This window comes from Flavobacterium ginsenosidimutans, from assembly GCF_037478105.1.
Taxonomy (GTDB): Bacteria; Bacteroidota; Bacteroidia; order Flavobacteriales; family Flavobacteriaceae; genus Flavobacterium; species Flavobacterium ginsenosidimutans.
On sequence record NZ_CP147988.1, the window covers coordinates 2,101,369 to 2,125,155 of the forward strand.

The 23,787-nt window shown below is 35.5% G+C and carries 18 protein-coding genes and 1 tRNA gene; 1 reads left to right on the top strand and 18 read right to left on the bottom strand.

Annotation, left to right across the window (positions count from 1 at the left end):
* Window positions 1–47: 47 nt before the first annotated feature.
* From pth to V6624_RS09335, 3 genes are all read right to left on the bottom strand, one after another.
* A complete protein-coding gene (pth, locus tag V6624_RS09325) occupies window positions 48–725 on the bottom strand; it encodes an aminoacyl-tRNA hydrolase (protein WP_111286432.1) in 678 nt (225 codons plus the stop codon).
* A 645-nt stretch (window positions 726–1,370) separates the two neighbouring features.
* On the bottom strand, window positions 1,371–1,982 hold the full coding sequence (locus V6624_RS09330) for a 50S ribosomal protein L25/general stress protein Ctc (RefSeq protein ID WP_026727205.1): 612 nt from the start codon (window positions 1,980–1,982) through the stop codon (window positions 1,371–1,373).
* Between the two features lie 123 nt (window positions 1,983–2,105).
* Entirely contained in the window at window positions 2,106–3,047 is a 942-nt protein-coding gene (locus tag V6624_RS09335; protein ID WP_008465976.1) for a ribose-phosphate pyrophosphokinase, read from the bottom strand.
* Window positions 3,048–3,335: 288 nt separating this feature from the next.
* Here V6624_RS09335 and V6624_RS09340 point away from each other — a divergent pair.
* Window positions 3,336–3,415: transfer RNA gene (locus V6624_RS09340), tRNA-Leu, on the top strand.
* 37 nt (window positions 3,416–3,452) lie between these two features.
* Here V6624_RS09340 and V6624_RS09345 read toward each other — a convergent pair.
* The 15 genes from V6624_RS09345 to V6624_RS09415 all read right to left on the bottom strand — a co-directional run bounded on the left by V6624_RS09345 (window position 3,453) and on the right by V6624_RS09415 (window position 23,763).
* Entirely contained in the window at window positions 3,453–3,923 is a 471-nt protein-coding gene (locus V6624_RS09345) for an OsmC family protein (RefSeq protein ID WP_338841618.1), read from the bottom strand.
* Between the two features lie 76 nt (window positions 3,924–3,999).
* The gene (locus tag V6624_RS09350; protein ID WP_338841619.1) at window positions 4,000–4,878 is read right to left on the bottom strand and encodes an alpha/beta hydrolase; all 879 of its coding nucleotides are present in this window, start codon (window positions 4,876–4,878) and stop codon (window positions 4,000–4,002) included.
* Between the two features lie 150 nt (window positions 4,879–5,028).
* Entirely contained in the window at window positions 5,029–5,652 is a 624-nt protein-coding gene (locus V6624_RS09355) for a hypothetical protein (RefSeq protein ID WP_111284508.1), read from the bottom strand.
* A 161-nt stretch (window positions 5,653–5,813) separates the two neighbouring features.
* Window positions 5,814–6,998, bottom strand: a complete 1,185-nt coding sequence (locus V6624_RS09360) for an aldose epimerase family protein (RefSeq protein ID WP_338841620.1) — start codon at window positions 6,996–6,998, stop codon at window positions 5,814–5,816.
* A gap of 96 nt (window positions 6,999–7,094) precedes the next feature.
* A complete protein-coding gene (araA, locus tag V6624_RS09365) occupies window positions 7,095–8,603 on the bottom strand; it encodes an L-arabinose isomerase (protein ID WP_111284504.1) in 1,509 nt (502 codons plus the stop codon).
* Window positions 8,604–8,763: 160 nt separating this feature from the next.
* The gene (locus V6624_RS09370; RefSeq protein ID WP_338841621.1) at window positions 8,764–9,465 is read right to left on the bottom strand and encodes an L-ribulose-5-phosphate 4-epimerase; all 702 of its coding nucleotides are present in this window, start codon (window positions 9,463–9,465) and stop codon (window positions 8,764–8,766) included.
* Entirely contained in the window at window positions 9,449–11,140 is a 1,692-nt protein-coding gene (locus V6624_RS09375; protein WP_338841622.1) for a ribulokinase, read from the bottom strand. The genes V6624_RS09370 and V6624_RS09375 overlap by 17 nt, the downstream gene beginning before the upstream one ends.
* 167 nt (window positions 11,141–11,307) lie before the next feature.
* Window positions 11,308–13,293, bottom strand: a complete 1,986-nt coding sequence (locus tag V6624_RS09380) for an alpha-L-arabinofuranosidase C-terminal domain-containing protein (RefSeq protein WP_338841623.1) — start codon at window positions 13,291–13,293, stop codon at window positions 11,308–11,310.
* Between the two features lie 313 nt (window positions 13,294–13,606).
* Window positions 13,607–15,589 carry a glycoside hydrolase family 127 protein gene (locus V6624_RS09385; protein WP_239455584.1) on the bottom strand — a complete coding sequence of 661 codons (1,983 nt, stop codon included), beginning with the start codon at window positions 15,587–15,589 and terminating at the stop codon, window positions 13,607–13,609.
* Between the two features lie 12 nt (window positions 15,590–15,601).
* Window positions 15,602–16,582, bottom strand: a complete 981-nt coding sequence (locus V6624_RS09390) for an arabinan endo-1,5-alpha-L-arabinosidase (RefSeq protein ID WP_239455583.1) — start codon at window positions 16,580–16,582, stop codon at window positions 15,602–15,604.
* A 66-nt stretch (window positions 16,583–16,648) separates the two neighbouring features.
* Complete coding sequence (locus V6624_RS09395; RefSeq protein ID WP_111284498.1) at window positions 16,649–17,593, bottom strand: glycoside hydrolase family 43 protein; 945 nt, start codon at window positions 17,591–17,593, stop codon at window positions 16,649–16,651.
* A 186-nt stretch (window positions 17,594–17,779) separates the two neighbouring features.
* The gene (locus tag V6624_RS09400) at window positions 17,780–19,402 is read right to left on the bottom strand and encodes an arabinan endo-1,5-alpha-L-arabinosidase (protein ID WP_111284496.1); all 1,623 of its coding nucleotides are present in this window, start codon (window positions 19,400–19,402) and stop codon (window positions 17,780–17,782) included.
* An 11-nt stretch (window positions 19,403–19,413) separates the two neighbouring features.
* Window positions 19,414–20,952 carry an alpha-N-arabinofuranosidase gene (locus V6624_RS09405; protein ID WP_338841624.1) on the bottom strand — a complete coding sequence of 513 codons (1,539 nt, stop codon included), beginning with the start codon at window positions 20,950–20,952 and terminating at the stop codon, window positions 19,414–19,416.
* Between the two features lie 54 nt (window positions 20,953–21,006).
* Entirely contained in the window at window positions 21,007–22,011 is a 1,005-nt protein-coding gene (locus V6624_RS09410) for an arabinan endo-1,5-alpha-L-arabinosidase (RefSeq protein ID WP_338841625.1), read from the bottom strand.
* A 189-nt stretch (window positions 22,012–22,200) separates the two neighbouring features.
* Window positions 22,201–23,763 (bottom strand): RagB/SusD family nutrient uptake outer membrane protein, encoded by a 1,563-nt coding sequence (locus V6624_RS09415; protein ID WP_111284490.1) that lies wholly within the window; start codon window positions 23,761–23,763, stop codon window positions 22,201–22,203.
* Between the last annotated feature and the right edge of the window lie 24 nt (window positions 23,764–23,787).

Genomic DNA, 23,787 nt, shown 5'->3' on the forward strand with positions numbered 1-23,787 from the left:
AATTAACTGATAATTTACATTTTTACAACATAAACACCTGAAAATCTTTATTTTCCATTAAATGTCGTCATTGTATTTTCTAAACCGGCAGTTCCAAAAGTTCTAATAATTTCTGCAGAAACCTCTAAACGCTCTTGAAGTTTTGCTTCTTCATCGGCATTCCATTCTCCTAAAACATAATCTACCTGCTGCCCTTTTTTGAATTGATCGCTGATACCAAATCTATAACGCGTATAGTTTTGTGTATTCAAAACCAAATTGATGTTTTTAAGTCCGTTGTGACCTCCATCACTTCCTTTTGGTTTGATTCTAATGGTTCCGAATGACAGATTTAAATCGTCTGTAATGACCAAAATATTCTCTAAAGGTATATTTTCCTTATCCATCCAATACTTTACCGCCTTACCGCTTAAATTCATGTAAGTGTTTGGCTTTAAAAGAAAAAAGGTTCTTCCTTTAAATTTATATTCAGCCATTGAACCTAATTTTACAGTTTCGAACAAAAGTCCTTCTTTTTTGGCTAAAAAATCTAATACTTTAAAGCCTATATTGTGTCTGGTATTTACGTATTCTGCTCCGATATTTCCTAATCCGACGATTAAATATTTTTTACTCACGCTTTTTATATTGTTTTTTTGGTGTTCGTGAACCTCCGGTTTCATATTGTCTTCTGTGTTCTCTTCTTTTGGTGTTGATGAAAACAGTTTTGCTATCCATTTTATCATGTTTGCAAAAGTAAGATTAATTAGAGAATGTGGCAATTGGATAATTTGAAAATGTGAAAATTAGAGAATTGTTTACTGGATAATTTTAACCGCAAAGGGCGCAAGGGGTTTACGCAAAGGGCGCTAAGAAATAGTTTCAATCGAGATGGGCAAAGAACACAAAGAAAATGTCTCTCACAGATTTTCTTGTCATCCTGAGCGGAGTCAAAGGAACGCAAGAAGTTCGATAATCTAAATTCCATACTTTGAGTGGGCTTCGACTTCGCTCAGCCTGACAACGATGAAAAAACTTAACATCTCAGAATCTTAGCAACTTAGAATCTTATGAAAAAGATATTTTCTTATTAGCCCTGACAAAAGCGGCATCCTTTTTCTGGCTTCTTTAGCCAGGAAAAGATACAGCGGATGGCAGGAATGTCACATCTTATGAAAAGGAAAGTTTCTGCTTCTAAAAAAATAACCGTAAAAAAAGGGCTTCGACTCCGCTCAGCCTGACACGCTTAATTTTGTTAGGCTGAGCGAAATTGAGGCTCTTTGATGGTAAAAAACTTAGCATCTCAGTCCCGAGGCTTCGGGATAGAAACTTACAAGCAAAAAAAAAGCCCCAATCGTAAGATTGAGGCTTTTTGTATTGAGTGAAAAAAATTATTTTTTCTTTCCTTTTGCAGGAGCTTTTGCAGCTTTTGCAGCCTCTTGAGCAGCTTTCATAGCAGCACGAGAGATTCTCACTTGACAAACAACTGTGTTGTCTGGGTGCATAATTTTGTACTCTGGTTTTCCAACTTTAGTAACATATAATTTGTTACCCATTTCAAGTGGAGTGATATCAGCTTCAACGAAATCAGGAAGATTTGCTGGTAAAGCTTTAACTTTTAATTTACGTTGGTTTAAACGTAAAACACCTCCCGCAAGAACACCTTTAGATGTACCAACGATTTTCACAGGAACTTCCATTGTGATTTCTTTATCATCAAATAATTGGAAGAAGTCAATGTGTAAAATTTTGTCAGTTACTGGGTGAACTTGGATATCTTGCAAAATTGCATTGAATGATTTTCCTTTTCCAAGCTCAATCACAACTGTGTGTGCATTTGGAGTGTAAACCAAGTTTTTGAACGCTGCAGCGTCTGCTGAGAAGTGTACTGCTTGATTTCCTCCGTATAACACGCAAGGAACCGCTCCAGCATTACGTAAGGCTTTAGTTGACACTTTGCCCACGCTTTCTCTTTCTGATCCTTTAATTGTAATCGATTTCATTGTAAAAAAAATATAGTTATTAATAATAAATATTCTATTTTGCTGTAAGCTTTAGGCCATAGGCTTTAGGCTTTTTATGCAAAGTAAATAAACTTACGGCCTAATGCCTACAGCTTACTGCTTTTACATTATAAATTTTCCACTGATGGAATTGTTGTGGTGAACCATCTGCATAACCTCTGCAAATAAAGGTGCACAGCTTACCACTTTTATCTTTTTTGATTCTCTCTTTAACGGAATTGAATCTGTTACGATTAATTCTGTTAGTTTTGAGTTTTCAATTTTCTCATACGCACCGCCAGATAAAATAGCGTGTGTACAAATTGCTCTTACACTTAGCGCTCCTTTTTCGATCATTAGGTCTGCCGCTTTCGCTAAAGTTCCTCCTGTATCGATCATATCGTCTACTAAGATTACGTTACGTCCTTTTACTTCACCAATTAGTTCCATAGTGTCGATAACGTTGGCTGCTTTTCTTTGTTTGTAACAGATTACTACATCTGATTCTAAAAACTTAGAGTAAGCGTATGCTCTTTTTGAACCTCCCATATCTGGAGATGCAATTGTCAGATTTTCTAAATTTAAACTTTCTACGTATGGTAAGAAGATCGTAGATGCAAATAAATGATCTACTGGTTTTTCAAAGAATCCTTGAATTTGGTCTGCGTGCAAATCCATAGTCATGATTCTTGTTGCTCCTGCAGCAGTTAATAGGTTTGCTACTAACTTAGCTCCAATTGGAACTCTTGGTTTGTCTTTTCTATCTTGTCTTGCCCAACCAAAATAAGGCATAACAGCTGTAATATGTCTTGCCGATGCACGTTTTGCTGCATCAATCATTAACAACAATTCCATCAGATTATCTGCACTTGGAAAAGTTGAACATACGATAAATACTCGTAATCCTCTTATTGATTCTTCGTAAGATGGCTGAAATTCACCATCACTATACGTTGACATCGTTACTTTTCCTAACGGAATCCCGTAGTCTTTTGCAATTTTTTCTGCAAGATAAACACTTTGTGAACAAGCAAAAATTTTAGCTTCTGGTTCTAGGTGCGACATTGTAATTTGTTGTTTTATTCCGTTACTTTTAAAAAATCTTGCATTATCTTTTGAATAAAGCAGAAAGCGTATAAATGTCTCGGATGTAGTTAGTTGTGTGTGCTTCGTTTTAACGAGCTGCAAATTTATAAAATTTATTGAACACTGAAAGCAAATATTTAAGTATTTTTATTAGAATTTTTAATTTTATTTTTTACATTTGCACCGTGTTAAAGGAATGACATCATTTATGACTTCATTCTATTGCGTTAAAATAACTGATTTATCATTTATTTTTTCGTCTGCTACGCCCGGATGGCGGAATTGGTAGACGCGCTGGTCTCAAACACCTGTGGGAAACCGTGCCGGTTCGACTCCGGCTCCGGGTACGAAAAACCTCTTCTTAACGGAAGAGGTTTTTTCTTTTTATATCACTTCGCAACTTGCCTCATGCAAAACAGGAAAATTGCAGGAATTAGCAATAAAACACAACTGATTTGCTTTTTGATGCAGTTCTAAAGCTAATTCTACTTTATCAGAGTTTACAATTGTAATTTTTGGATTTAATCGAACTTCTGTAAAACGTCCGCTTCCATCTGGATTTACTTCTAATGTTGCTTCTGCGTTGTCTGAATATTCCAAAACTTCTATTCCGTTTTGAGAGCAGACATATAAATACGACATCATGTGGCAGGAAACTAAACTGCTTAGCAATAAATCTTCGGGATTATATAATGACGGATCGCCTTTGAATGCTTTTGCTGCTGAAACATTTAAAATCGGTTTTCCTTCAATTTTAACCTGATGGCTTTTGCTATAGAATCTTTTAGAAGAATCTGCTAGGTTTTGTTTGGAAGTCCAATTTGCTTCTGCTTTGAATATGTGTTTGAAAGTCATTTTTTTGTTGTTTTAGCCACGAATTAAATGAAGTTGAAATTCATGGCTAAAATAATACAATTCTATCGATTCAATTTTATTTACCCCATTTAGTCCAATCTGAATCTGGTCTTTTGAAAGGTTCTGATAAAAATTTATTTGCTAATGCATTAAACAATTCCGGACTTGAAGCTGGCGCAAAATGCGTCTCTCCAGGCATAATGCACAACTGTGCTTCAGGTATATTTTCGAAAATTTCAACTGTGTGTGCATTTCTAATTACATCTCTATCTCCAGCTATTACAAGCACTTTTGCTTTAATTTTTGATAAATCTTTTGTTGCAATACTAGGCTGATCTACCAAAAGTCCACAAAGTTGTTTCATTAGATTCCAATTCTCGCTAGTATCTTTTTCTTTAATTTTTGAAACAATCATTTTTTTCAAGTTCTGAACATCTTTTGTTGCCCAAGAATAAATAGCTGTAGAATCAGGTCGTAAATTGGCGCCCATCGCTACAATTTTCTTTATTTTTGACTTACCTGAAATCCCCATTTGCAACCCAACAATTCCTCCGTCACTCCATCCAATAATACTTATCGAATCCAGTTTTAAGTGATTAACTAATCCTTCCATATCTTTTGTGATTTGAACATAGGTAAGAGAATCCGTTTTCAACTCCGATTTGCCTTGTCCTCTACTATCGGCAGCAATAACTCTGTATTTACTTTTAAAATAATCCATTTGATTTCCCATTGATTCAATACTTCCTCCGTTTCCATGTATCAATAGCAAAGGCTCTCCTTTTCCGTATTCTTCATAATAAATTTTAGCTCCATTGATTTCAGCAAACTTTCCAATAGCGGTATTTTTACCATAAGGAGTATCAAATTTAAAATTCATCTGAACCTGAGCACTTGCTACTACACATACAGAATAGGCTAATACCAGCATTAATAATTTAATTGGTTTCTTCATAAGTAAAGTTTTTTAGGATAGTTATTTCTCAAATGTAAGAAAGAATTGAATAACCTTACAAAATACTTATTAATCATAATTGTTTCAATTTTTACCAATAAAAAAACCTCGAAAGCATTTAATTTCCGAGGTTTTTAGAGAATTACTAAACTAATTAACAGATTCTATTTTATCAATAAACCATTTCTCATTTATCTTTTTTAAAGAATACTTATACTTTCCAGATATAGGTAGAACAAACGTCACCTCTGAATTAAAATCGTCTTTTTGATTTATAGCATATTTAATTTTATCAATATTTAGTAAATCTTCTTCAAATGCTTCTTGAGTAAGAAAAAAATGATCATAATCAAAACCATAAGGCGGACCATCATTTTCTGGATTTTCTTTGTAATATTTGTCTGCTTCTAAAAATGATGTTTCTTCATTTTTAAGAATGTTATCAGTTAAAAAACCACTTTTTTTCAATTCCGAAATATATTTTTCAGCTTCTTTAAAATCTACATAATAATTTTCTGCCTCTTCATTCTCTTTTACATCCATAGGTCCTCCGCCAATGACATCAAATTTTCCCAGCATATCCATGTTTTTAATATACCATTTCATAAAGTTTTTAACTAATTTTATTTGTTCATTGCTATCATTTGATAAATCTGTCTTTTTGCCTGAATCTACCTTATCAATAGAATTGCTTTTCTGTTGGCTTTTTTCTTTATTTTGACAACTTTGTAGAAATAAAATGGAGAATAAAATATAAATAACTTTTCTTTTCATATTACAATTTTTCAGTTTCCTAAGATGAATTAAGCTCGCTAAATTAATCTTTTAACAGTAGCGAAATAAATTATCATTCTTTCTAAAAATAAAAAAACCTCGAAAGCATTTAACTTCCGAGGTTTTTAGAGAATTACTAAACTAATTAACAGATTCTAAAACTATTTTTTTACCGAGAATTTAAAAGTAGTTTTAGTTTTATAATTTTCTCCAGGGTTTAAAACCGTTGTTGGGAAATTTTTCTGGTTTGGAGAATCTGGATAATGTTCTGTTTCTAAACACAATCCTGTTCTGTGTGCAAAAGTTCCTCCATTTGGCATTGGTAAAGTTCCGTCAAGGAAGTTTCCAGAGTAGAATTGAATTCCAGGTTCGTCTGTTGTCATTTCCATAACTCTTCCGCTTGCTGCGTGGTATACTTTTGCAATAATTGTTTTTCCTTTTTCAGGGTTGTTCAACACCCAGCAGTGATCGTAACCTTTTCCTTTTTCTAACTGATCATTTTTAGCATTGATATCTTTTCCAATTAATTTTGGAGTTCTGAAATCGAAAGGCGTACCAGCAACATCTTCTAATTTTCCTGTTGGAATTAAATCTGCATCAACTGGAACTAATTTATCTGCATTTAAAGTCAATTCGTGATCTAAGATTGTTTTTGTAAAATCTCCAGATAAATTGAAGTATGAATGCTGCGTCAAGTTAACAACCGTTTTTTTGTCTGTTGTCGCTTCGTACAAAACTTCCAACTGATTGTCATTTGTCAATGTATAAGTTACTGCAACTTTTAAGTTTCCTGGGTAACCTTCTTCCATATCTTTACTTAAGTAAGACAATTTTAATGAAGCTGTTTCACCAGATTTAACCTCATCTGCTTTCCAAACTACGTTAAAAAATCCTTGCGGACCTCCGTGTAGAGCATTTGGTGCATTGTTAATCGCTAATTGATAATCTTTTCCATCTAATGAAAATTTACCTTTTGCAATTCGGTTTCCGTATCTTCCGATTAAAGCTCCAAAAAATGGATTTTCTTTTTCGTATTGCGCTAAAGAACTGAATCCGATTACTACATTTTCTGAAACTCCTGCTTTATTAGGCACTTTCAAATCTGTAATTCTTCCTCCAAAAGTGATGATGTCCACTTCCATCCCATTTTGGTTTTTCAATTTATAGCTCTCTACTTTTTCACCTTTAGCAGTAGTTCCATATTCCGATTTGTCAATTGTAACTAATGCTTTTTCATCAGTTGCCACTTTTTCTGTATCAGCTTTCTTATCGCCTTTACACTGAACTGAAACCGCAGCCAAACTTAAAAGGCTTAGACCGAAAACACAACGTTTTAATACATTCATAAATGATATTTTTTTGATTTGTAAAAAGTAAAATGTTAGATGTTAAAAGCTAAAAGTAATAAAAAACTTAGAACCTTAGCAACTTAGAATCTCAGATTACAATCCGTGTTGAAACAAATGAAAGTATGCTTCGTTAGCATTGATTTTATCTTTAAACTCTCTTACAGTCGTTTTTTCATCAATTACCAATAATTCGATTCCTGCGATGTCTGCAAAATCTTCCATATATTCTGTTGTAATAGATTGGCTGTAAACCGTGTGATGCGCTCCACCAGCCAAAATCCAAGCCGTTGCTGCAACTTCAAGGTTTGGTTTACAATCCCAAAGAACACGTGCAACTGGTAATTTTGGTAATTCTGCCATTGGTTTAACCGCTTCAACTTCGTTTACAATTAAACGGAAACGAGTTCCCATATCCACCAAAGAAACATTGATTGCATCTCCAGCAGGCGAATTGAATACCAAACGAGCTGGATCTTCTTTTCCGCCAATTCCTAACGGGTGCACTTCGCAAGAAGGTTTTCCGTCAGCGATTGATGGACAAATCTCTAACATGTGAGATCCTAAAACGTATGATTTTTGTGGTGTGAAATGGTACGTGTAATCTTCCATGAAAGAAGTTCCACCTTCTAAACCAACACACATTACTTTTAAAGCTCTAACCATTGCAGCGGTTTTCCAGTCTCCTTCTCCACCAAAACCATAACCATCGGCCATTAATCTTTGTGTTGCAATTCCTGGCAATTGTTTCCAAACTCCAAGGTTTTCAAATGTATCTGTAAAAGCACCGAATCCTCCTTCTTCAAGGAAAGCTCTTAATCCTAATTCGATTTTTGCTGCTTCAACCAAAGAACTTCTTTGTGATCCTCCTTCTTTTAAAGAATCCGTTAAGTTATAAGAAGACTCATAAACTGCTAATAAATCAGCTAATTGTTTGTCTGTTACTTTCTCAATATGTTTGGTAACATCTGAAGAATCGTATCCGTTTACAGACATTCCAAAACGAATTTGAGCTTCAACTTTATCACCTTCTGTTACGGCAACTTCACGCATATTATCACCAATACGAGCTACTTTTAGGTTTTGAAGTTCATCCCATCCAAGAACTACTCTTGACCAGATTCCTAATTGTTTTTGAACTCTTTGATCTTCCCAGTGACCTACAACTACTTTACGCTTTTTACGTAATCTAGACATGATGAAACCGAATTCACGATCTCCGTGAGCCGATTGGTTTAAATTCATAAAATCCATGTCAATGCTTCCCCACGGAATTTCAGCGTTGTATTGTGTATGCAAGTGGCATAATGGTTTTTTAAGGATATTTAATCCTCCAATCCACATTTTTGCTGGAGAGAAAGTATGCATCCAAGCGATAATTCCAATACAGTTTTTAGCCGAATTCGCAGCCAAACAAACATCTAAAATCTGCGATGGAGATTTTACCACATCTTTATAAACCACTTTTACCGGGATTGAAGATGAAGCATCTAATCCTTTTGCAATAATCTGAGAATGTTCTGCTACTTTTCTAAGTGTTTCTTCACCGTATAATTCTTGGCTTCCTACTACAAACCATACTTCTTTTTGAGATATATCTATCATGTTTTTTATTTTGTTTCAAGTTTCCTTTGTTTCAAGTTTCAGGTTCTGAAATGCGGAAAATCTTATTGTTATGTTATTATTTTTGTTTTGTTTATTTCAGGTTTCAAGTTACGTTCCAACAACTTGAAACAAATAAAACCTGAAACCTGAAACAAAATTATTATTGTCCGTAATACGAATCTTTTCCGTGTTTACGGTTGTAATGTTTCTTTATTAATGAATCTTTTAATCTTGGTGCGTTTGGATTTATTTGTAAAGTCAGATATGCCATTTCTGCCACAACTTCTAGAACTTTACTGTTATAAACCGCTTTTGCTGCATTTTTTCCCCACGCAAACGGACCGTGATTTCCAATTAAAATCATTTCTACTTCTTCGTAAGAAAGATTCTTTTCTTTGAAGCAATCCAAAATCTGAATTCCGGTATTGTGTTCGTAGTTTCCTTCAATTAAATGATCTGCCATCGGGGGCGCACACGGAATATCAGCTGTTAAATGATCGGCATGCGTGGTTCCGAAAATTGGAATATATTGCTGCGATTGTGCCCAAGCCACAGAATAGGTTGCATGCGTATGTGCAACTCCACCAATATTTGGCCAATGTTTGTACAAATAAGCATGCGTTTTAGTATCTGAAGACGGACGCATTGTGCCTTCAATAACATTATTATCAAAATCGACAATTACGATATCTTCAGGTTTTAAATCTTCGTAAGGAACACCGCTTGGTTTAATGGCAAAAACACCATTTTTTCTGTCTACAGCGCTTACGTTTCCGAAAGTGTAAACCACCAAATTCAATGCATTCAACTGCATATTGGCTTCGTAACACTCTTGTTTTAAATCTTTATAAAGAGAACTCATTTTGAGAAATTTTAATAGTTGGATCTGCAAAAGCACTTAATTTTTCGTATCCTAAAAGCAGTTTATGATACGCTTCAACTTTATCTGTCTGAGGGAAATATTCTCCGTCAAAATCACTTCCGATTTTTTGGCTTGCTTCGATTACGTTTGGATAAATTCCAGCTGCAACGGCTGCGTAAATTGCTGCACCTAAAGCAGGAGTTTGGTCTGAAGCTGCAACTTTAATTGGCTTGTTTAAAACATTTGCTAAAGTCTGCATAATGAAAGGAGATTTACGAGCAACACCACCGATTCCGATAACGCTGTCGATTTTTACGCCTTCTTCTTCAAAACGGTCTACAATTTTCTTCGCTCCAAAACAGATTGCGTTTACTAAAGCTTTAAAAATATGAGGCGCTTTTGTTCCTAAAGATAAATTTGAAATCGCGCTTTTCAATTCCTGATTAGCATCTGGAGTTCTGCGTCCGTTAATCCAGTCTAAAGCAATTGGAAGACTTTCTGAAACCGGGATTTTCTCTGCTTCTTTCGTTAATTCAACAATTAATTTATCGCTGAATTCTTCTCTTAATTGTTCTTTTTGAGCATCATTTAAAAGAGATGATTCACTTAATAAATGTTCCGTCGGCCACATTAATAATTCTTTGTACCAAGCCAATAAATCACCAAAAGCAGATTGTCCTGCTTCTAAACCAATAAATCCTGGAATAACAGATCCATCAACTTGTCCGCAGATTCCTCTAACTGTTTTTGTTCCAACCTCATCATAAGAACCAACCAGAATATCACAAGTTGAAGTTCCCATAACGCGAACTAAAGTATTCTCTTCGATTTTAGCTCCAACAGCTCCAGAATGTGCATCGAAAGTTCCAACCGCCACAACTGTTTCTGTAGAAAGTCCTAAACGATCTGCCCATTCTTGGCTTAGTTTTCCAGCAACTAAATCTGAAGTATATGTTTCATCATATAAATTCCCGCGTAAAGTCGCTAAATATGGATGTAATTTTTCTAAGAATTCAACTGGCGGTAATCCATTCCAGTCTGCGTGCCACATTGCTTTATGTCCTGCTGCACAACGGCTTCTTCTGAATGTTTTTAAATCTTTATCTTCAATTAATAAATAGGTCATTAAATCGCAATGCTCCATCCAAGTGTGCGCTGCATTTCGAACCGCCTCATCTTGTCTTGCAATGTGAAGGATTTTTGCCCAAAACCACTCAGAAGAATAAATTCCTCCAACGTATTTTGTAACGTCTTCTCCGCCCCAGCTTACAGCAAGTTCGTTGATTTCGTTTGCTTCATTAATAGAAGTATGATCTTTCCATAAAACCATCATTGCATTTGGATTTTCTTCAAAACCTTTTGTTAATGCTAATGGCGTTCCATCTTTTGTAACTGGAACTGGAGAAGATCCTGTTGTGTCGATACAGATTCCTTTTACTAAAGAAGGATCTACTTTACTTTCTTTTACAACATTTTGAATCGTAATTTCTAATCCTTCGATATGATCCAAAGGATGCTGACGAAATTGGTTTATAGAGGCGTCACAATATTGTTTGTTTTTCCATCTTTTGTAATGAGAAACATTCGATGCCAGCTCCTGCCCATTTTCTGTATCAATTAGCACCGCGCGAACAGAATCTGTTCCGTAGTCCAATCCTATTACATAATTTTTCATTCGTATTTATTTTAAAATATTGACAAATATAATTATAAATAATTCATAAGTGTATAAAAAACACTTAATAAAATTCTGTTCCTTAATTTTTACAAAAAATGCATCAAAACAAAGATTTAAGCTCAAAACAAAAAATAAATGTCATTGTTACATTTATTATGTTGCGATTATTTCATCTTAATCTTTAAAACCGTTACAGAATAAGCTGGAAAATCGTACTGAACTTTGCTTCCACTCACTTTAAATTGGCTTTCTTTTGGACTAATTTTAGTTGGCGTAGCAAATGAATTTTCATCATTTAATCCATCTCCTTTCAAAGTCACTGCTGTTCCTTTTGAATCTAATTTTGCTCCTTTTAAATCAATTGAAAAATTTTGAGCTGAAGCCGATGTATTTACAATTTTCAGAATTACTTCTTTTGAATTGGCATCTTTTACCGCAGAAGCAAATAAATCGTTTTGCCCTGTAACCGCTTTTCCGTCTTTTGTAATACTGATTAAGTCAGTTCCTTTATTGTTAGAAAACAATTTTTGTACATAATAATTTGGTGTTCCAAATGACTGCAGATTGTTGAACCAAATCATATCTGGTGTCCATTGCCAGCCTTCTTCATGAGCCAATAATGGAGCATAAGAAGTTAAATGAACTACCTCAGCATTTCGTTCCATTCCCGTCATGAAAGCAGCTTCAGAAAAAGCACATTCCCAATTGTTTTTGTTGTCTGGACTTGCAATAGCTACGCTTTGTGCAGCATATTCTCCAGCAAAAATCTTTGGTCCTTTACGATCGTAACTATCGTAACGCGTTGCATTTTTACGAAACCATTCTGGATTTTTATAATAATGTTCGTCTACAATTTCTGCGTTTAGTTTTTTAAGTTCCTTCATTCCATATTCGAAGAAATCTCCGTCAGGGAAAGGTCCTGTTCCTGAAACAATGGTAATGTTTGGATATTTGCTTTTGATGGCTTTTTCAAACACTTTAAAACGCTCGATATAATCTGGTCCCCATTGCTCATTTCCAACTCCAATGAATTTTAAGTTGAATGGTTTTGGATGTCCCATATCGGCTCTCACTTTTCCCCAAGCTGTTTCTGTTCCGCCATTTGCGAATTCAATTAAATCCAAAGCATCTTGTACATAAGGATCGATTTGATCCATCGGAACTAATTCTCCTGTGTTGAATTGACACGCCATTCCGCAACTTAAAATTGGAAGCGGAGAAGCGCCAATATCTTCTGAAAGCTGAAAATATTCAAAGAATCCTAATCCGAAACTTTGGAAATAATCTGGTGCAGGTCTGTGCGCAAATTCCATGTTCCAACGGTTTACAGCAGTTTCTCTGTCTTCCACTTTTCCAACCGATTTTTTCCATTGGTAACGCTCTGCTAAAGTTCTTCCTTCAACAATACAGCCTCCTGGGAAACGCAAAAATCCTGGTTTTAAATCGTATAATAATTGCACTAAATCTTTACGAAGTCCGTTTTTTCTTCCTGCCCAAGTATCCTCTGGAAATAGTGAAATATTATCCAGATCAATTACTCCGTTTCCTTCAAAAGTGATTTTTAATTTTGCTTTTGCTTCTGTCGCGGTTGACGTTAACTGCGTAGAATAATTTGACCAATCTTTTGATGTTGGAACAACTGAAGTTTCTCCCAGTACTTTATTGTCTTTATCAATAAATTGGAATTTAATTTTTGAAATATTTCCTGAAATTTTTGAAGCTTTTAAAGTCAGATTGTATTTCAAATCTTTTTTGATTCCCATTCCTCTGAAACCTTCATTTACCAACTGATAACCGCTCGCATCGTTAACTGTAACTCGGCAGTAATTGTGATTGGTTCCTTGTTGAGAATACTGAATGACATTTGCAATTCCAGATTGCTGATTTAGTTTATGGCGGTCGCTGTTTGGTTCATTCCATCCCATCATTGGAAACAGAAATTCGAATGATCTGTTTTTAATCATTTCTGCGTACAATCCTCCGTCTGCAGCAAAGTTGATGTCCTCAAAAAACACTCCGTACATCGTTGGCTGAATTTTGGTTATGGTTTTGGACGCATCTACTTCAAAATTGTTTTTTTGTGCCGATGTGTATATGCTTGTTAACAGTGCTCCGCAAAGGGTAATTTTGGTAATAAGATTGGTATTCATGTTTTTATTTTTGTTTTTTGTCTTTATTTTTTTTAAACACATAGAATCATAGCATTCCTTGTCTAAAAAGGCATTTCATTTTTCTTAAATTCACATAGCTATGTGTTCAAATCTAGATTTGTTTTTTTTCTCTTTTATGGATTAAAAAAATCTATGTTTCTATGTGTTTAAATTTTTCTCTCGCAGATTGGCAGATTTATTTAAATCCTTTTAATCTGTGGCTATATTTTTTATTCTCTATACATCTGATGGATTGATCCCGAAGCCTCGGGACGTATCTACAATATGAATCGTTCCTTCGGAATTTTAATTTTTAATTCAATTTATAATCCAGCCAGACTTTCATTTTTCCAACTCCACGATTTGACCATGAATAATAAGGAATGGCTTTGAATTTCGAATTTTCGATGACATTTACACCTTGCAATAAGTTCGTTTCTTTTCTCACTTTGAAAGTGTCTGAAGCCGAAACATCGATCTTATCAAAATTGTTTTTATTGTCGATTTCTTCAACCGCATACACTAACGGACCGTATTCTAAAGAGACTTTATTTTTATTCGTTTCTACTTTTGAATTGGTTTCTACTTCCTGAACTTCCATTGGAAAATTAAGAGCGATTTTGTCTCCTTTTTTCCAATTTCTAGTTACGTTAAAATAGCAGTTTTCAGGCTGAATCGCTAATGTTTCTCCGTTTACAGTAATAGTTGGTTTTTGACTTGAAGCTTTCTTATACGTATATAAATCTCCTGGTAAAACTTCATTTCTTGCCCAACCTGGAACGCGAAGTTTAATCGTGAATTTGCTCTCTTTTTTAGGATTAACTGAAATTCCAACTTTTCCGTTCCAAGGATAAGAAGTCTGTTGTGAAATCTGTAAATCTGTTTTTCCTAAAGTGAAAGAAGCATTGTTTGAAGCATATAAATTCACATACAAATCATTCTTGGTTTTCGAATAAATTAATCCTGGAATTGACGGAATAAAACGAATTAAATTAGTCGGACAGCAAGAACAGTCAAACCAAGCCTGACGCGTGCAAGAACCTCTGTTTGATTTGTAAATCCCATCTGCTTCCAAGGCATTTGGATAGAAAAATTGTTTTCCGTCAAGCGAAATACCCGAAATCAATCCGTTGTACATCGTTCTTTCGATGACATCAAAATATTGTGATTTTCCATATAAATTATGCAATCTGTGATTCCAATATACATCTCCAATTGCCGCACATGTTTCGTTGTAAGCAGTTAGATTTGGCAATTCGTAGTTTGCTCCAAAAGCTTCACCGTCATGTCTCGATCCGATTCCGCCTGTGATGTACATCTTTTTGTTAACCATATTATCCCATAAATTATTTACGGCATTTTCATATGATTTGTCTTTGGTCATTGCAACAATATCGGTCATTCCAGCATACATATAAACGGCACGAACAGCATGCCCGACTGCTTCTTTTTGCTCTACAACTGGCATGTGATCTTGAGCGTATTCTCCATACAATTTATGATTGTTCGGATTTCCTCGATTGTCCAGAAAATATTTGGCAAGTTTCAAATAATCTTCTTTTCCAGTAATTTGATATAATTTAATCAAACCCGTTTCTATAATTTGATGTCCTGGAACGCCTTTTACCTGACCTGGACCGTCGCCAAAAGTTTTCACGAACAAATCGGCATTTTTGATGGCGATATCAAGGAAATTTCTTTTTCCAGTCGCCTCATAATGCACAACTGCAGCTTCAATTAAATGACCAGCGTTATAGCATTCGTGACTGATTTGCAATGATTCCCAACGTTTTCCTTCAATAACTGGAACCCAAGTAGCAGGCGGTTTTGCAGGATTTATTGTTCTCCATGTTGTCAAATAACCATCTTCTTCCTGACCAATTTTCACAATCGCAATCAAAGAATCTAAAACTCTTTCTAGTTTTGGATTTGGAGCAGAAATTAAGGTATTTGATGCGCCTTCGATAATTTTGTAAACATCCGTATCATCAAAAGGCATTTCACCTCTCACTGTTCCTGTTTTTTGTTTTCCTGCGATTAAAAAGTTCTCAAAACGACCTTCTTCATCACATTTTTTAATTGCATATTCTATGGTTACTTCCTGCACTCTTTTGATAATTGGAAGCCAAAAAGAATCAGTTAATTTTACATTTTGAATGTTTACGGGTTCGATTTCGTAACCTGCTTTTAAAACTGACGTTTTATTTTGCACCACATTATTTTTGGTTTCTTTACACGAAACCAAAACCAGAAGTGACATAAAAATCGTTAAAATTGGTAAGTTGTATTTCATCATTATTCTTGTATTCTATTTTAAAACAGGCCACAAATCAGCATCCCATTGTATTTCTTTGACTACTAACCTTGGTGTTCCATTAGTTTTCTTTTCGTAAGCGTGATAAAAGATATAATCTTTTCCGTCGAAAGTATAAGCGCTATTATGTCCTACTCCAAAATAGTTTTGATCGCCTTGAACTACTATACTTCCTCCGCCTTGATCTAGTGGTTTTCCTTCTTTATCCAAATAAGGTCCTGTTACATTTTTAGATCTTCCAACAACCACTTTGTAAGTGCTTTTTTCTCCGCGACAGCATAAATCCCAAGACAGAAATTGATAATAGTATCCATTTTTCTTAAAGATAAAAGGAGCTTCAAGTGCACCATCACCTGGATCAGAATCTAGCAATTCGAAAGTTCTTTTACGTTTTGCGATTGTATGCCATTCTTGAGGTTGCGCAATTGATTTTAAATCGGGGTTTAATTTTACCAATTTCAATCCTTCCCAAAAAGAACCGAAAGAAAGCCAAGGCGTGTTGTTTTCATCAAAAACCAAATTTGGATCAATGGCGTTCCACATATCTCTGTTTGGTTGTGATTGAATGACAATTCCCTGATCGACCCATTTGTAATTTTTATCTTTTGGATCTAAAGTCGTATTAGTTGCAACGCCAATCGCCGACGTATTTTTGGCGAAAGCCGAAACAGAATAATACAAATAATAGATATTGTTGTGGAATGAAATATCTGGTGCCCAAATATGATTTTTAAAATCTGCTGCAACACCATCTGCCCAAACTGGTTTTTCTGCGAAAACCTGTGGTTCTTTGTTCCATTTTTTTAAATCTTTCGAACTAAAAACACTTATTCCGTTGCCTGTACAATACAAATAGTATGTATCTTTTTGTTTGATAACAACAGGATCGTGCACAACAATTTCCTGTGCCATAACCACAGAAACTGTGAACATTAGAAAAGCCGAAATTGTATATTTTATGTTTTTGTAAACCATATAAGTGATATAAAAAATTTAAGTTTTTGGTTAACTGAAAACTGAGACTGCGACTGAATACTAAATCTATTGAATTCCTTCAGATGTCATAACAATTCGTTTCATTGTCCCGTCTTTGTTATAAAATAATTTATCGACACAGACTGATCTTCTAAAACTTCCTCCATCTGGTTTTGATGCTCCGTTGTGATAAATGAAATACGATTGTCCTTTAAAATCAATTATTGATTGGTGATTTGTGTTACTATTTCCAGCAATTTCATTCAGAATTCCTTTAAACTCCCAAGGTCCTGTAATTGATTTACTCATGGCGTAGGCAATTTTTTCAGGAAACTCATAAGCGTATGACAAATAATACCAGTCTTTGTGTTTGTGAATCCACGGTGCTTCAGTAAAGTTAGGCAGTTTTATGTGATGAATTTCACCTTCTATTTCCGTCATATTTTCTTTTAATTTAGCATAATGACAAGCGGTATTCCCCCAAAAAAGATAAGCTTGTCCATCAGTATCGATAAAAACCGTCGGATCTATATCGTCCCAGGTTATGTCGCTAAATTTGGTCATATCATTGGTGATTAAGGCTTTTCCTAATGCATCTTTAAAAGGCCCAAGCGGGTTATCAGCAACAGCAACTCCAATCGATTTTCCGTGAACAGTTCCATGTTCAACCGTTACATACCAATAAAATTTTCCATTTCTTTCTATTACCTGCGAAGCCCAAGCATCACTTTTTGCCCATTTAAAATCAGTTACTTTAAGCGGAACAGGATGTGATTCCCATTTTTTCATATCAGAAGAAGAATACACTAGCCATTCATTCATCTTATAAAAATGAAAATCATTTGGCGCTTCGTCATGACCAGCATACAAATACACTTTGTCTTTGTACACCAATGCGGCAGGATCTCCTGTGTATTTATCTGTAATGGCAGGATTGTTGAATTTTACCGATTGTGCAGTTGCGGCAATCGATAAAAACAAAATGGACAGGCTTGTAAATAGGTTTTTCATTGTTATTTTATTTTTTTGCCACGAATTCACAAATTTTTACAAATTATAATTCGAGAAATTTGCGGTTATTTTTATTCAAGCAGATTTCACAGATTTTTTAATCATTTTAATTCGTGAATTCGTGGCTATTTTTCTCTCGCAGATTACGCAGATTTTATTTTTAATTCTCTAATAATTGGGGTTTTTCTAATTTATTTTTTTTCCCCAAACCCCTATTCCTGCACTATTGATTCCGGTATAGGTTAAGGTCACTTTTCTGGTTGCCGATTCCCAATCCCAAGCGTCAACTACATTGCATTTAACTCCGTTTATGGTAGCGATTTTTTTTGCGGCATCATAAGACCAAGTTCCCGTTATATCCCCGCTTACTTTTTTGTCAGCCGTTAGATAAATTGTAACTGCTTTTTGCATGGTTTTGTATTGGTAATTCAAGGTAATCTGTTCCCAAGTTCCAACCAGATTTCCTTCTGCAAAAGTCGTTGTTGGTACGCCCGCATAGCGTTCTGGTTCTATTACTGGCCATCCGTCTTCTGTCCATTGAATTCCATGAACATGCCCCATCATGACTGCATTTGAGACATTGATTCCAGCAACTCCTTCTGGCAAACGCGCCTGTGAAGCATAAAACCATTGTTTTGTTTCTGGGTTTTGAAAAACAGCACAATGCGCAAATCCAACCCATCCTGTATGATTTTTAAATTGATATGGATGTGTTACCAAAGGATAGCATTCTGCTCCGTTCGTAATACTGATTCCTGTGTTTGTAACGTAAGGTCCAAGAATGTTTTTAGAACGAGCTACTCGTGTGTTATAAGCAACCGATAATTCATCATAAGCCAAAAACAAATAATAATATTGCGTATCTGGATTGTAGATGATTTCTGGTCCTTCGAGTGCTTGCCAACGATTTGTATTTACATTTCCGCGACCTGCAATTCGAACTCCGTAATCATCAATTGTTTTTAATTTATCTGGCTTTCCTGTCGTTGGATTTAGTTTTAAAGCTGCAATTCCAGAGTGCCAAGAACCGTAAATTAAATACTGTTCACCTTCGGGAGTTTCAATAAAACTCGGATCGATGGCGTTGAATTTAAAATAAGCATCCCAATCGTTTCCTCCGTTTCTAACATAACTTTTTACGCCGTCAGGTTCTGAGCAAACTACCATTCCTTTGTCAACCCAATTATTAGAAGCTAAATCTGTTGTTTCAGCCAAACCAATAAAAGCACGTTCTGTCCAAGAAGTATTTGTATCTGTTCCCGTAATTGGATTTGTTACTACGATGCTGTAATACATTCTGAAAACATTCCCCACTTTTCGAACACATGGCGCCCAAAATCCGTAATTTGGATTTTCTATCGGAGGAAGTGCTGGACTCATTCTCGCTCTTTTATTATTTAAAGAATCTTTTACCCAAGCTGGAGCCTGAAGCATTGAAGGTCCCATAAATTCCCAGCTGATTAAATCTTTTGATCTTCTGTAGAAAAAATGTCCATTGCCATCATGCGCGTTTCCGTATGAAGCATCGGTTTGATACATATAATAATATTCGCCCGATTTCTCAACTGATGGATCGTGTACGTTTGCTAGATTCCATTGTGATCTATTTGCCCAACCAGCAATTGACGTATAATTGTCTGCATAAGTTGGTCCGTTAAATGTTGGCGTAACCACAGGCGGATCAACCACTACAGGCGGATCTGTATCTTTAGTTGCCGGATCATCTTTTGAACAGCTTGCCATTAAAATCGCTGCTGCAAAAAATCCGATGACAGAAATGGTTTTTAAAATGAATTTTTGGTTTTTCATTTGGTTCTATTTTATTTTCCTTCTAAAACAACTACTGAGAAAGGAGGAATAGTGATTTCAAGTTTCCCTTTTTTGTTTTCGAAACCTTTAAAAACTGCTGGTGCAATTTTGTCTGGATTTTCGAATGAATTGTAATCTTGTAATTTAGCCGATGTTATAACCGTTCCTGTGAAGTTTTTCACACCTAAATCTTTTACATCAATTTCGATTTTGTTCTTATTTTTTGCGTCTACATTAACTAATGAAATGTGAATAGCTCCGTTTTTGTCTTTTGATGCCGATGCAGAAACTGCAGGAAGTTTTTCTCCATTAAAAGTGTATGATGGCGATTCGAAACTTACTGGCAATAATTTTGCATCTTGGTGCACGCTATACATTTTCATTACATGGTATGTTGGCGTTACAATCATTTTAGCTTTATCAGTAAGAATTACGGCTTGTAAAACATTAACGCATTGCGCTAAGTTTGCCATACGAACACGATCTGAATGGTTGTTGAAAATGTTAAGAGTTGCTCCAGCTAAAACCGCATCACGCATTGTATTTTGCTGATATAAAAATCCTGGATTTGTTCCTTTTTCAACTTCATACCAGCCTCCCCATTCGTCAACAATCATGGCTACTTTTTTCTCAGGATCGTACTTGTCCATAATAGCAGAATGTTTTGTAACCAATTCTTCCATTTTTAGCGCTGACTGCATCGTTTTGAAATAGCCTTCTTCTGTAAAATTTCTATCATCTCCTTTTTTGCCCCAGTCAATTACAGCATAATGATGAACTCCAACTCCGCCTAACATATTCAACGGAATTCCTTTCATTAAAACTTCTGTCCAATTGTAATCTGCACTGTTTGATCCAGAAGCAATTCTTGTAATTCCTCCAGTATTTTCCCAATCTGACATGAAAGTCGCATATTTACGATATTCGCCTGCGTAATATTCTGCAGTCATGTTTCCTCCGCATCCCCAAGCTTCATTTCCAATTCCCCAGTATTTTACTTTCCAAGGTTCTTTTCTTCCATTTTTAGCACGTAAATCACTCATTGGACTTTTACCGCTGAAGTTCGTATACTGAACCCAGTCAGCTAATTCTTGAACCGTTCCGCTTCCTACATTTCCAGACAAATAAGGTTCAGCGCCTAAAAGTTCACACATGTTCAAGAAATCATGTGTTCCAAAACTGTTATCTTCAGTAACTCCGCCCCACCATTTGTTTACAATAGTTGGTCTTTGTTCTTTTGGTCCAATTCCGTCTTTCCAGTGATATGTATCTGCAAAACAGCCTCCTGGCCATCTTAAGTTTGGAATTTTTAAATCTTTTAAAGCCTTAATAATATCATTTCTTACTCCGTTTGTATTTGGAATTTTTGAAGTGTCTCCCACAAAAAATCCTCCGTAAATGCAACGGCCTAAATGTTCTGCAAAATGACCGTAAATGTTTTTATCAATTGTTGGCGCATCTGCAGTATTTTTAATGGTAATTGTAGTCTGCGCAAAATTCAGCTGACTACAAAGCGAAATAAGAAATGTGATTAAAAGTGCTTTTTTCATAGTGGTTTTTATTGAAGAGGAAAGTCCGAAAACTTTCCTCTGAATTTTAATTTTTTAATAAGAAAGTGTTGGCCATCCTGATGACCATGTAAAATATACAATTTCGAGTTTTGGATTTCCGCTGTCGGCTCCGTCATAATAATGAACAGATCCTTTTTGCGTTCCTGTAATTCTAGATAAATGTCCTGGACCAATGTAATTTCCTTGTGTAGCCAAAACAGTTGTACCTCCGCCATTGGTTAATGCTACTCCATTTTTATCCACAAAAGGGCCAAACGGACTTGTAGAACGTCCTACTACAATATAATAGGTACTGTTTACGCCATTGCAGCAAGTACCTCGGTTTACAAACATGTAATAATAACTTCCTTCTTTGATCAAACAAGGAGCTTCCCATGATGCGCTGTTTCCGCCTGCAACAATAGTTCTGCTTCCAGTTGTTTTTCCTGTTGAAGGATTAATTTGGATAACTCCAATACCAGCATGCCAAGAGCCATAAGCCATATAGACATTACTTCCATCAACTAAAATAGACGGATCTATTGCATTAACATCTGATGCTGAAGAGGAAGAAACGACAACGCCCCTATCTGTCCAAGTTGTTCCTGCACTTTGCGAAATAGCTGGTGTCGTAACCAATCCGATTGCAGAAGTGGCTGAACCAAAAGTAGAGCACGAATAATACATATTCCATCTATTGTTAAACCAAGCAACATCTGGCGCCCAGAACGTTTTAACGAATCCTGGAACATATCCTGTAATCCAGCTCGGGGTTGATGAAAACACTGATGTTCCCCATGTCCAGCTAGTTAAATTTGTCGAATAAGTCATCGGAATATTATCTCCTGTAGTAAAAACATAATAATTAACACCGCTTTTTACAATTGTACTTGGATCGTGTGATGGCACATTTCCGCTTACTGTTTTAGCAGTTAAATTGGTAACCTGTGAATCTTGAGCATTAACAACTGTTGCTGCTTCTTTTGTTGGGACAATATCTTCATTTTGACAACTCCATAATAATATCGCTAATAAAACCAAACTTGTAATTGCTTTCATTGTTCTATAATTTTAGTTACGGTTAAAAATTACTTCTCTTGTATTCCAAATTCTAAGGCATAATATCATGTGAAGATTTTTGGGCCTTCACATGATATCTGGTATTTAAAACTAACTCAAAATATTTTTAGTCTCCGTTTTCAGTAACAGTATACAGTGAGACTGCGACTGAAAACAGAGACTGTAAACTTAATAACTGTCGTTTTGGATTGTTCCAGGATTATTATCCATTTCCAATTGTGGAATTGGGAAATATTCACGACCAGGTGTATAAGAATTAAACTCAGCATCTCTTGATTTTAACCAAGCTAATTTAGCTGAATCTTGAAGCCATCCCCAACGACGGATATCATCAAAACGATGTCCTTCAAGAGGGAATTCTAAGAATCTTTCGTGACCAATCTGTTCTCTCATTTGTGCTTGACTCATTCCTGGTTTTGTAGTTGCTAAATCTGGAAGATTTACTCTGTTTCTTACCATTTGAATATAAGTGTAAGCTCCTTGAGTATCACCAGTTTCATTCAAACATTCAGCATACATTAATAAGATATCCGCATATCTTAATAAACGCTCATTGATTCCTGAACGCCAGTCATATTCGTCTGCAAATTGTCCGTCAGAGTTTTGATATTTTCTACAGAATAAATCATTTAAATCAGCAGGGCTTGATGCATAGAATGTTGCGAAATCTTTTCCATACAATTGCATTCCGCCTGGTTTATTATAGAAAATTGTAGCATCTAAACGCGGATCTAAATCTCCTGTTTTTGTTTTCTCTTCTTGAAATTCATTAAATAATGCCCAAGTTGGCTGAACATCTGTCCATCCGAAAGCACGCGGTGCATAAGTAATCGCTCTTGCAGATGTTTTTCCCCATCCTGAAGCAGGCGCGCCTCCCCAACCTAAATCAACTCCTCCAGCATCACGGCTAAATTGTACTTCAAATAAAGATTCTGAATTGTTTTCGTTTGCTGTAGTGAAGTTATCGCGGTAATTTGATACAAGAGAATAAACTCCTAAATCTATTACTTGTTTGAAAGTAGTTCTTGCATTAGAAAAATCTTTTGTAAATAAATAAGCTTTTCCTAAGTAGCCTAATGCAGCACCTTTAGTAGCGCGTCCTTTCTGACCTGCGTCTAATCCTGAAATACCATCGTAAGTGTTTGGAAGTAATTCTGCAGCAGCTTTAAAATCTGCAATAACTTGTGCCCAGCCTTCTTCTTGTGTTTTCTGCGGATAGTAAACCGCTAGTTCTGTTGGAAGCGGTACGTTTTTAAACATATTTACTGCATGAAAAAAGTACAATCCTCTTAAAAAATAAGCCTGACCTATAATTCTGTTTTTTAAGGCTTGGTCTTCAAACTCAATTCCAGGTACATTTGTCAATACTTGATTGGCACGATAAATACCTTGGTAATATGTTTCGTAAGCCCATCCATAAATAGCTGCGTCTGCAACATTTGAATTGAAATGTCCAACGTTATACATAGAACCCCAAGGGCTGTTTGTACGAGAATCATCAGCTTTTACATCTAACAATAATGGTGTACTTCTCATGTAAGTACCATCTGTTAACAAACTTCCGTATGCAGCATTCACACCTTGCAGTGCATCTTCATCGGTTTTCCAAAAATTATCGACTGCATCATTATTTGGGTCTAATTGAGTCAAATCTTCGTTATCAACACAGCTTGTTGTTACCAAGGCTAGTGAAAGAAAAACGGTTATATAGCTAAAAATTTTAGATTTCATTTTAATACGTTTTAATGGTTAGAC

Bases quoted from the DNA above. Each gene is read 5' to 3' on its own strand.
- V6624_RS09360 (WP_338841620.1), bottom strand. From the start codon at position 6,998: ATGAATGTATTAAAACGTTGTGTTTTCGGTCTAAGCCTTTTAAGTTTG.
- V6624_RS09350 (WP_338841619.1), bottom strand. From the start codon at position 4,878: ATGAAGAAACCAATTAAATTATTAATGCTGGTATTAGCCTATTCTGTA.
- V6624_RS09410 (WP_338841625.1), bottom strand. From the start codon at position 22,011: ATGAAAGCAATTACAAGTTTGGTTTTATTAGCGATATTATTATGGAGT.
- pth (WP_111286432.1), bottom strand. From the start codon at position 725: ATGATAAAATGGATAGCAAAACTGTTTTCATCAACACCAAAAGAAGAG.
- V6624_RS09390 (WP_239455583.1), bottom strand. From the start codon at position 16,582: ATGGTTTACAAAAACATAAAATATACAATTTCGGCTTTTCTAATGTTC.
- V6624_RS09400 (WP_111284496.1), bottom strand. From the start codon at position 19,402: ATGAAAAACCAAAAATTCATTTTAAAAACCATTTCTGTCATCGGATTT.
- V6624_RS09355 (WP_111284508.1), bottom strand. From the start codon at position 5,652: ATGAAAAGAAAAGTTATTTATATTTTATTCTCCATTTTATTTCTACAA.
- V6624_RS09370 (WP_338841621.1), bottom strand. From the start codon at position 9,465: ATGAGTTCTCTTTATAAAGATTTAAAACAAGAGTGTTACGAAGCCAAT.
- araA (WP_111284504.1), bottom strand. From the start codon at position 8,603: ATGATAGATATATCTCAAAAAGAAGTATGGTTTGTAGTAGGAAGCCAA.
- V6624_RS09345 (WP_338841618.1), bottom strand. From the start codon at position 3,923: ATGACTTTCAAACACATATTCAAAGCAGAAGCAAATTGGACTTCCAAA.
- V6624_RS09395 (WP_111284498.1), bottom strand. From the start codon at position 17,593: ATGAAAAACCTATTTACAAGCCTGTCCATTTTGTTTTTATCGATTGCC.
- V6624_RS09405 (WP_338841624.1), bottom strand. From the start codon at position 20,952: ATGAAAAAAGCACTTTTAATCACATTTCTTATTTCGCTTTGTAGTCAG.
- V6624_RS09375 (WP_338841622.1), bottom strand. From the start codon at position 11,140: ATGAAAAATTATGTAATAGGATTGGACTACGGAACAGATTCTGTTCGC.
- V6624_RS09415 (WP_111284490.1), bottom strand. From the start codon at position 23,763: ATGAAATCTAAAATTTTTAGCTATATAACCGTTTTTCTTTCACTAGCC.
- V6624_RS09330 (WP_026727205.1), bottom strand. From the start codon at position 1,982: ATGAAATCGATTACAATTAAAGGATCAGAAAGAGAAAGCGTGGGCAAA.
- V6624_RS09335 (WP_008465976.1), bottom strand. From the start codon at position 3,047: ATGTCGCACCTAGAACCAGAAGCTAAAATTTTTGCTTGTTCACAAAGT.
- V6624_RS09380 (WP_338841623.1), bottom strand. From the start codon at position 13,293: ATGAATACCAATCTTATTACCAAAATTACCCTTTGCGGAGCACTGTTA.
- V6624_RS09385 (WP_239455584.1), bottom strand. From the start codon at position 15,589: ATGATGAAATACAACTTACCAATTTTAACGATTTTTATGTCACTTCTG.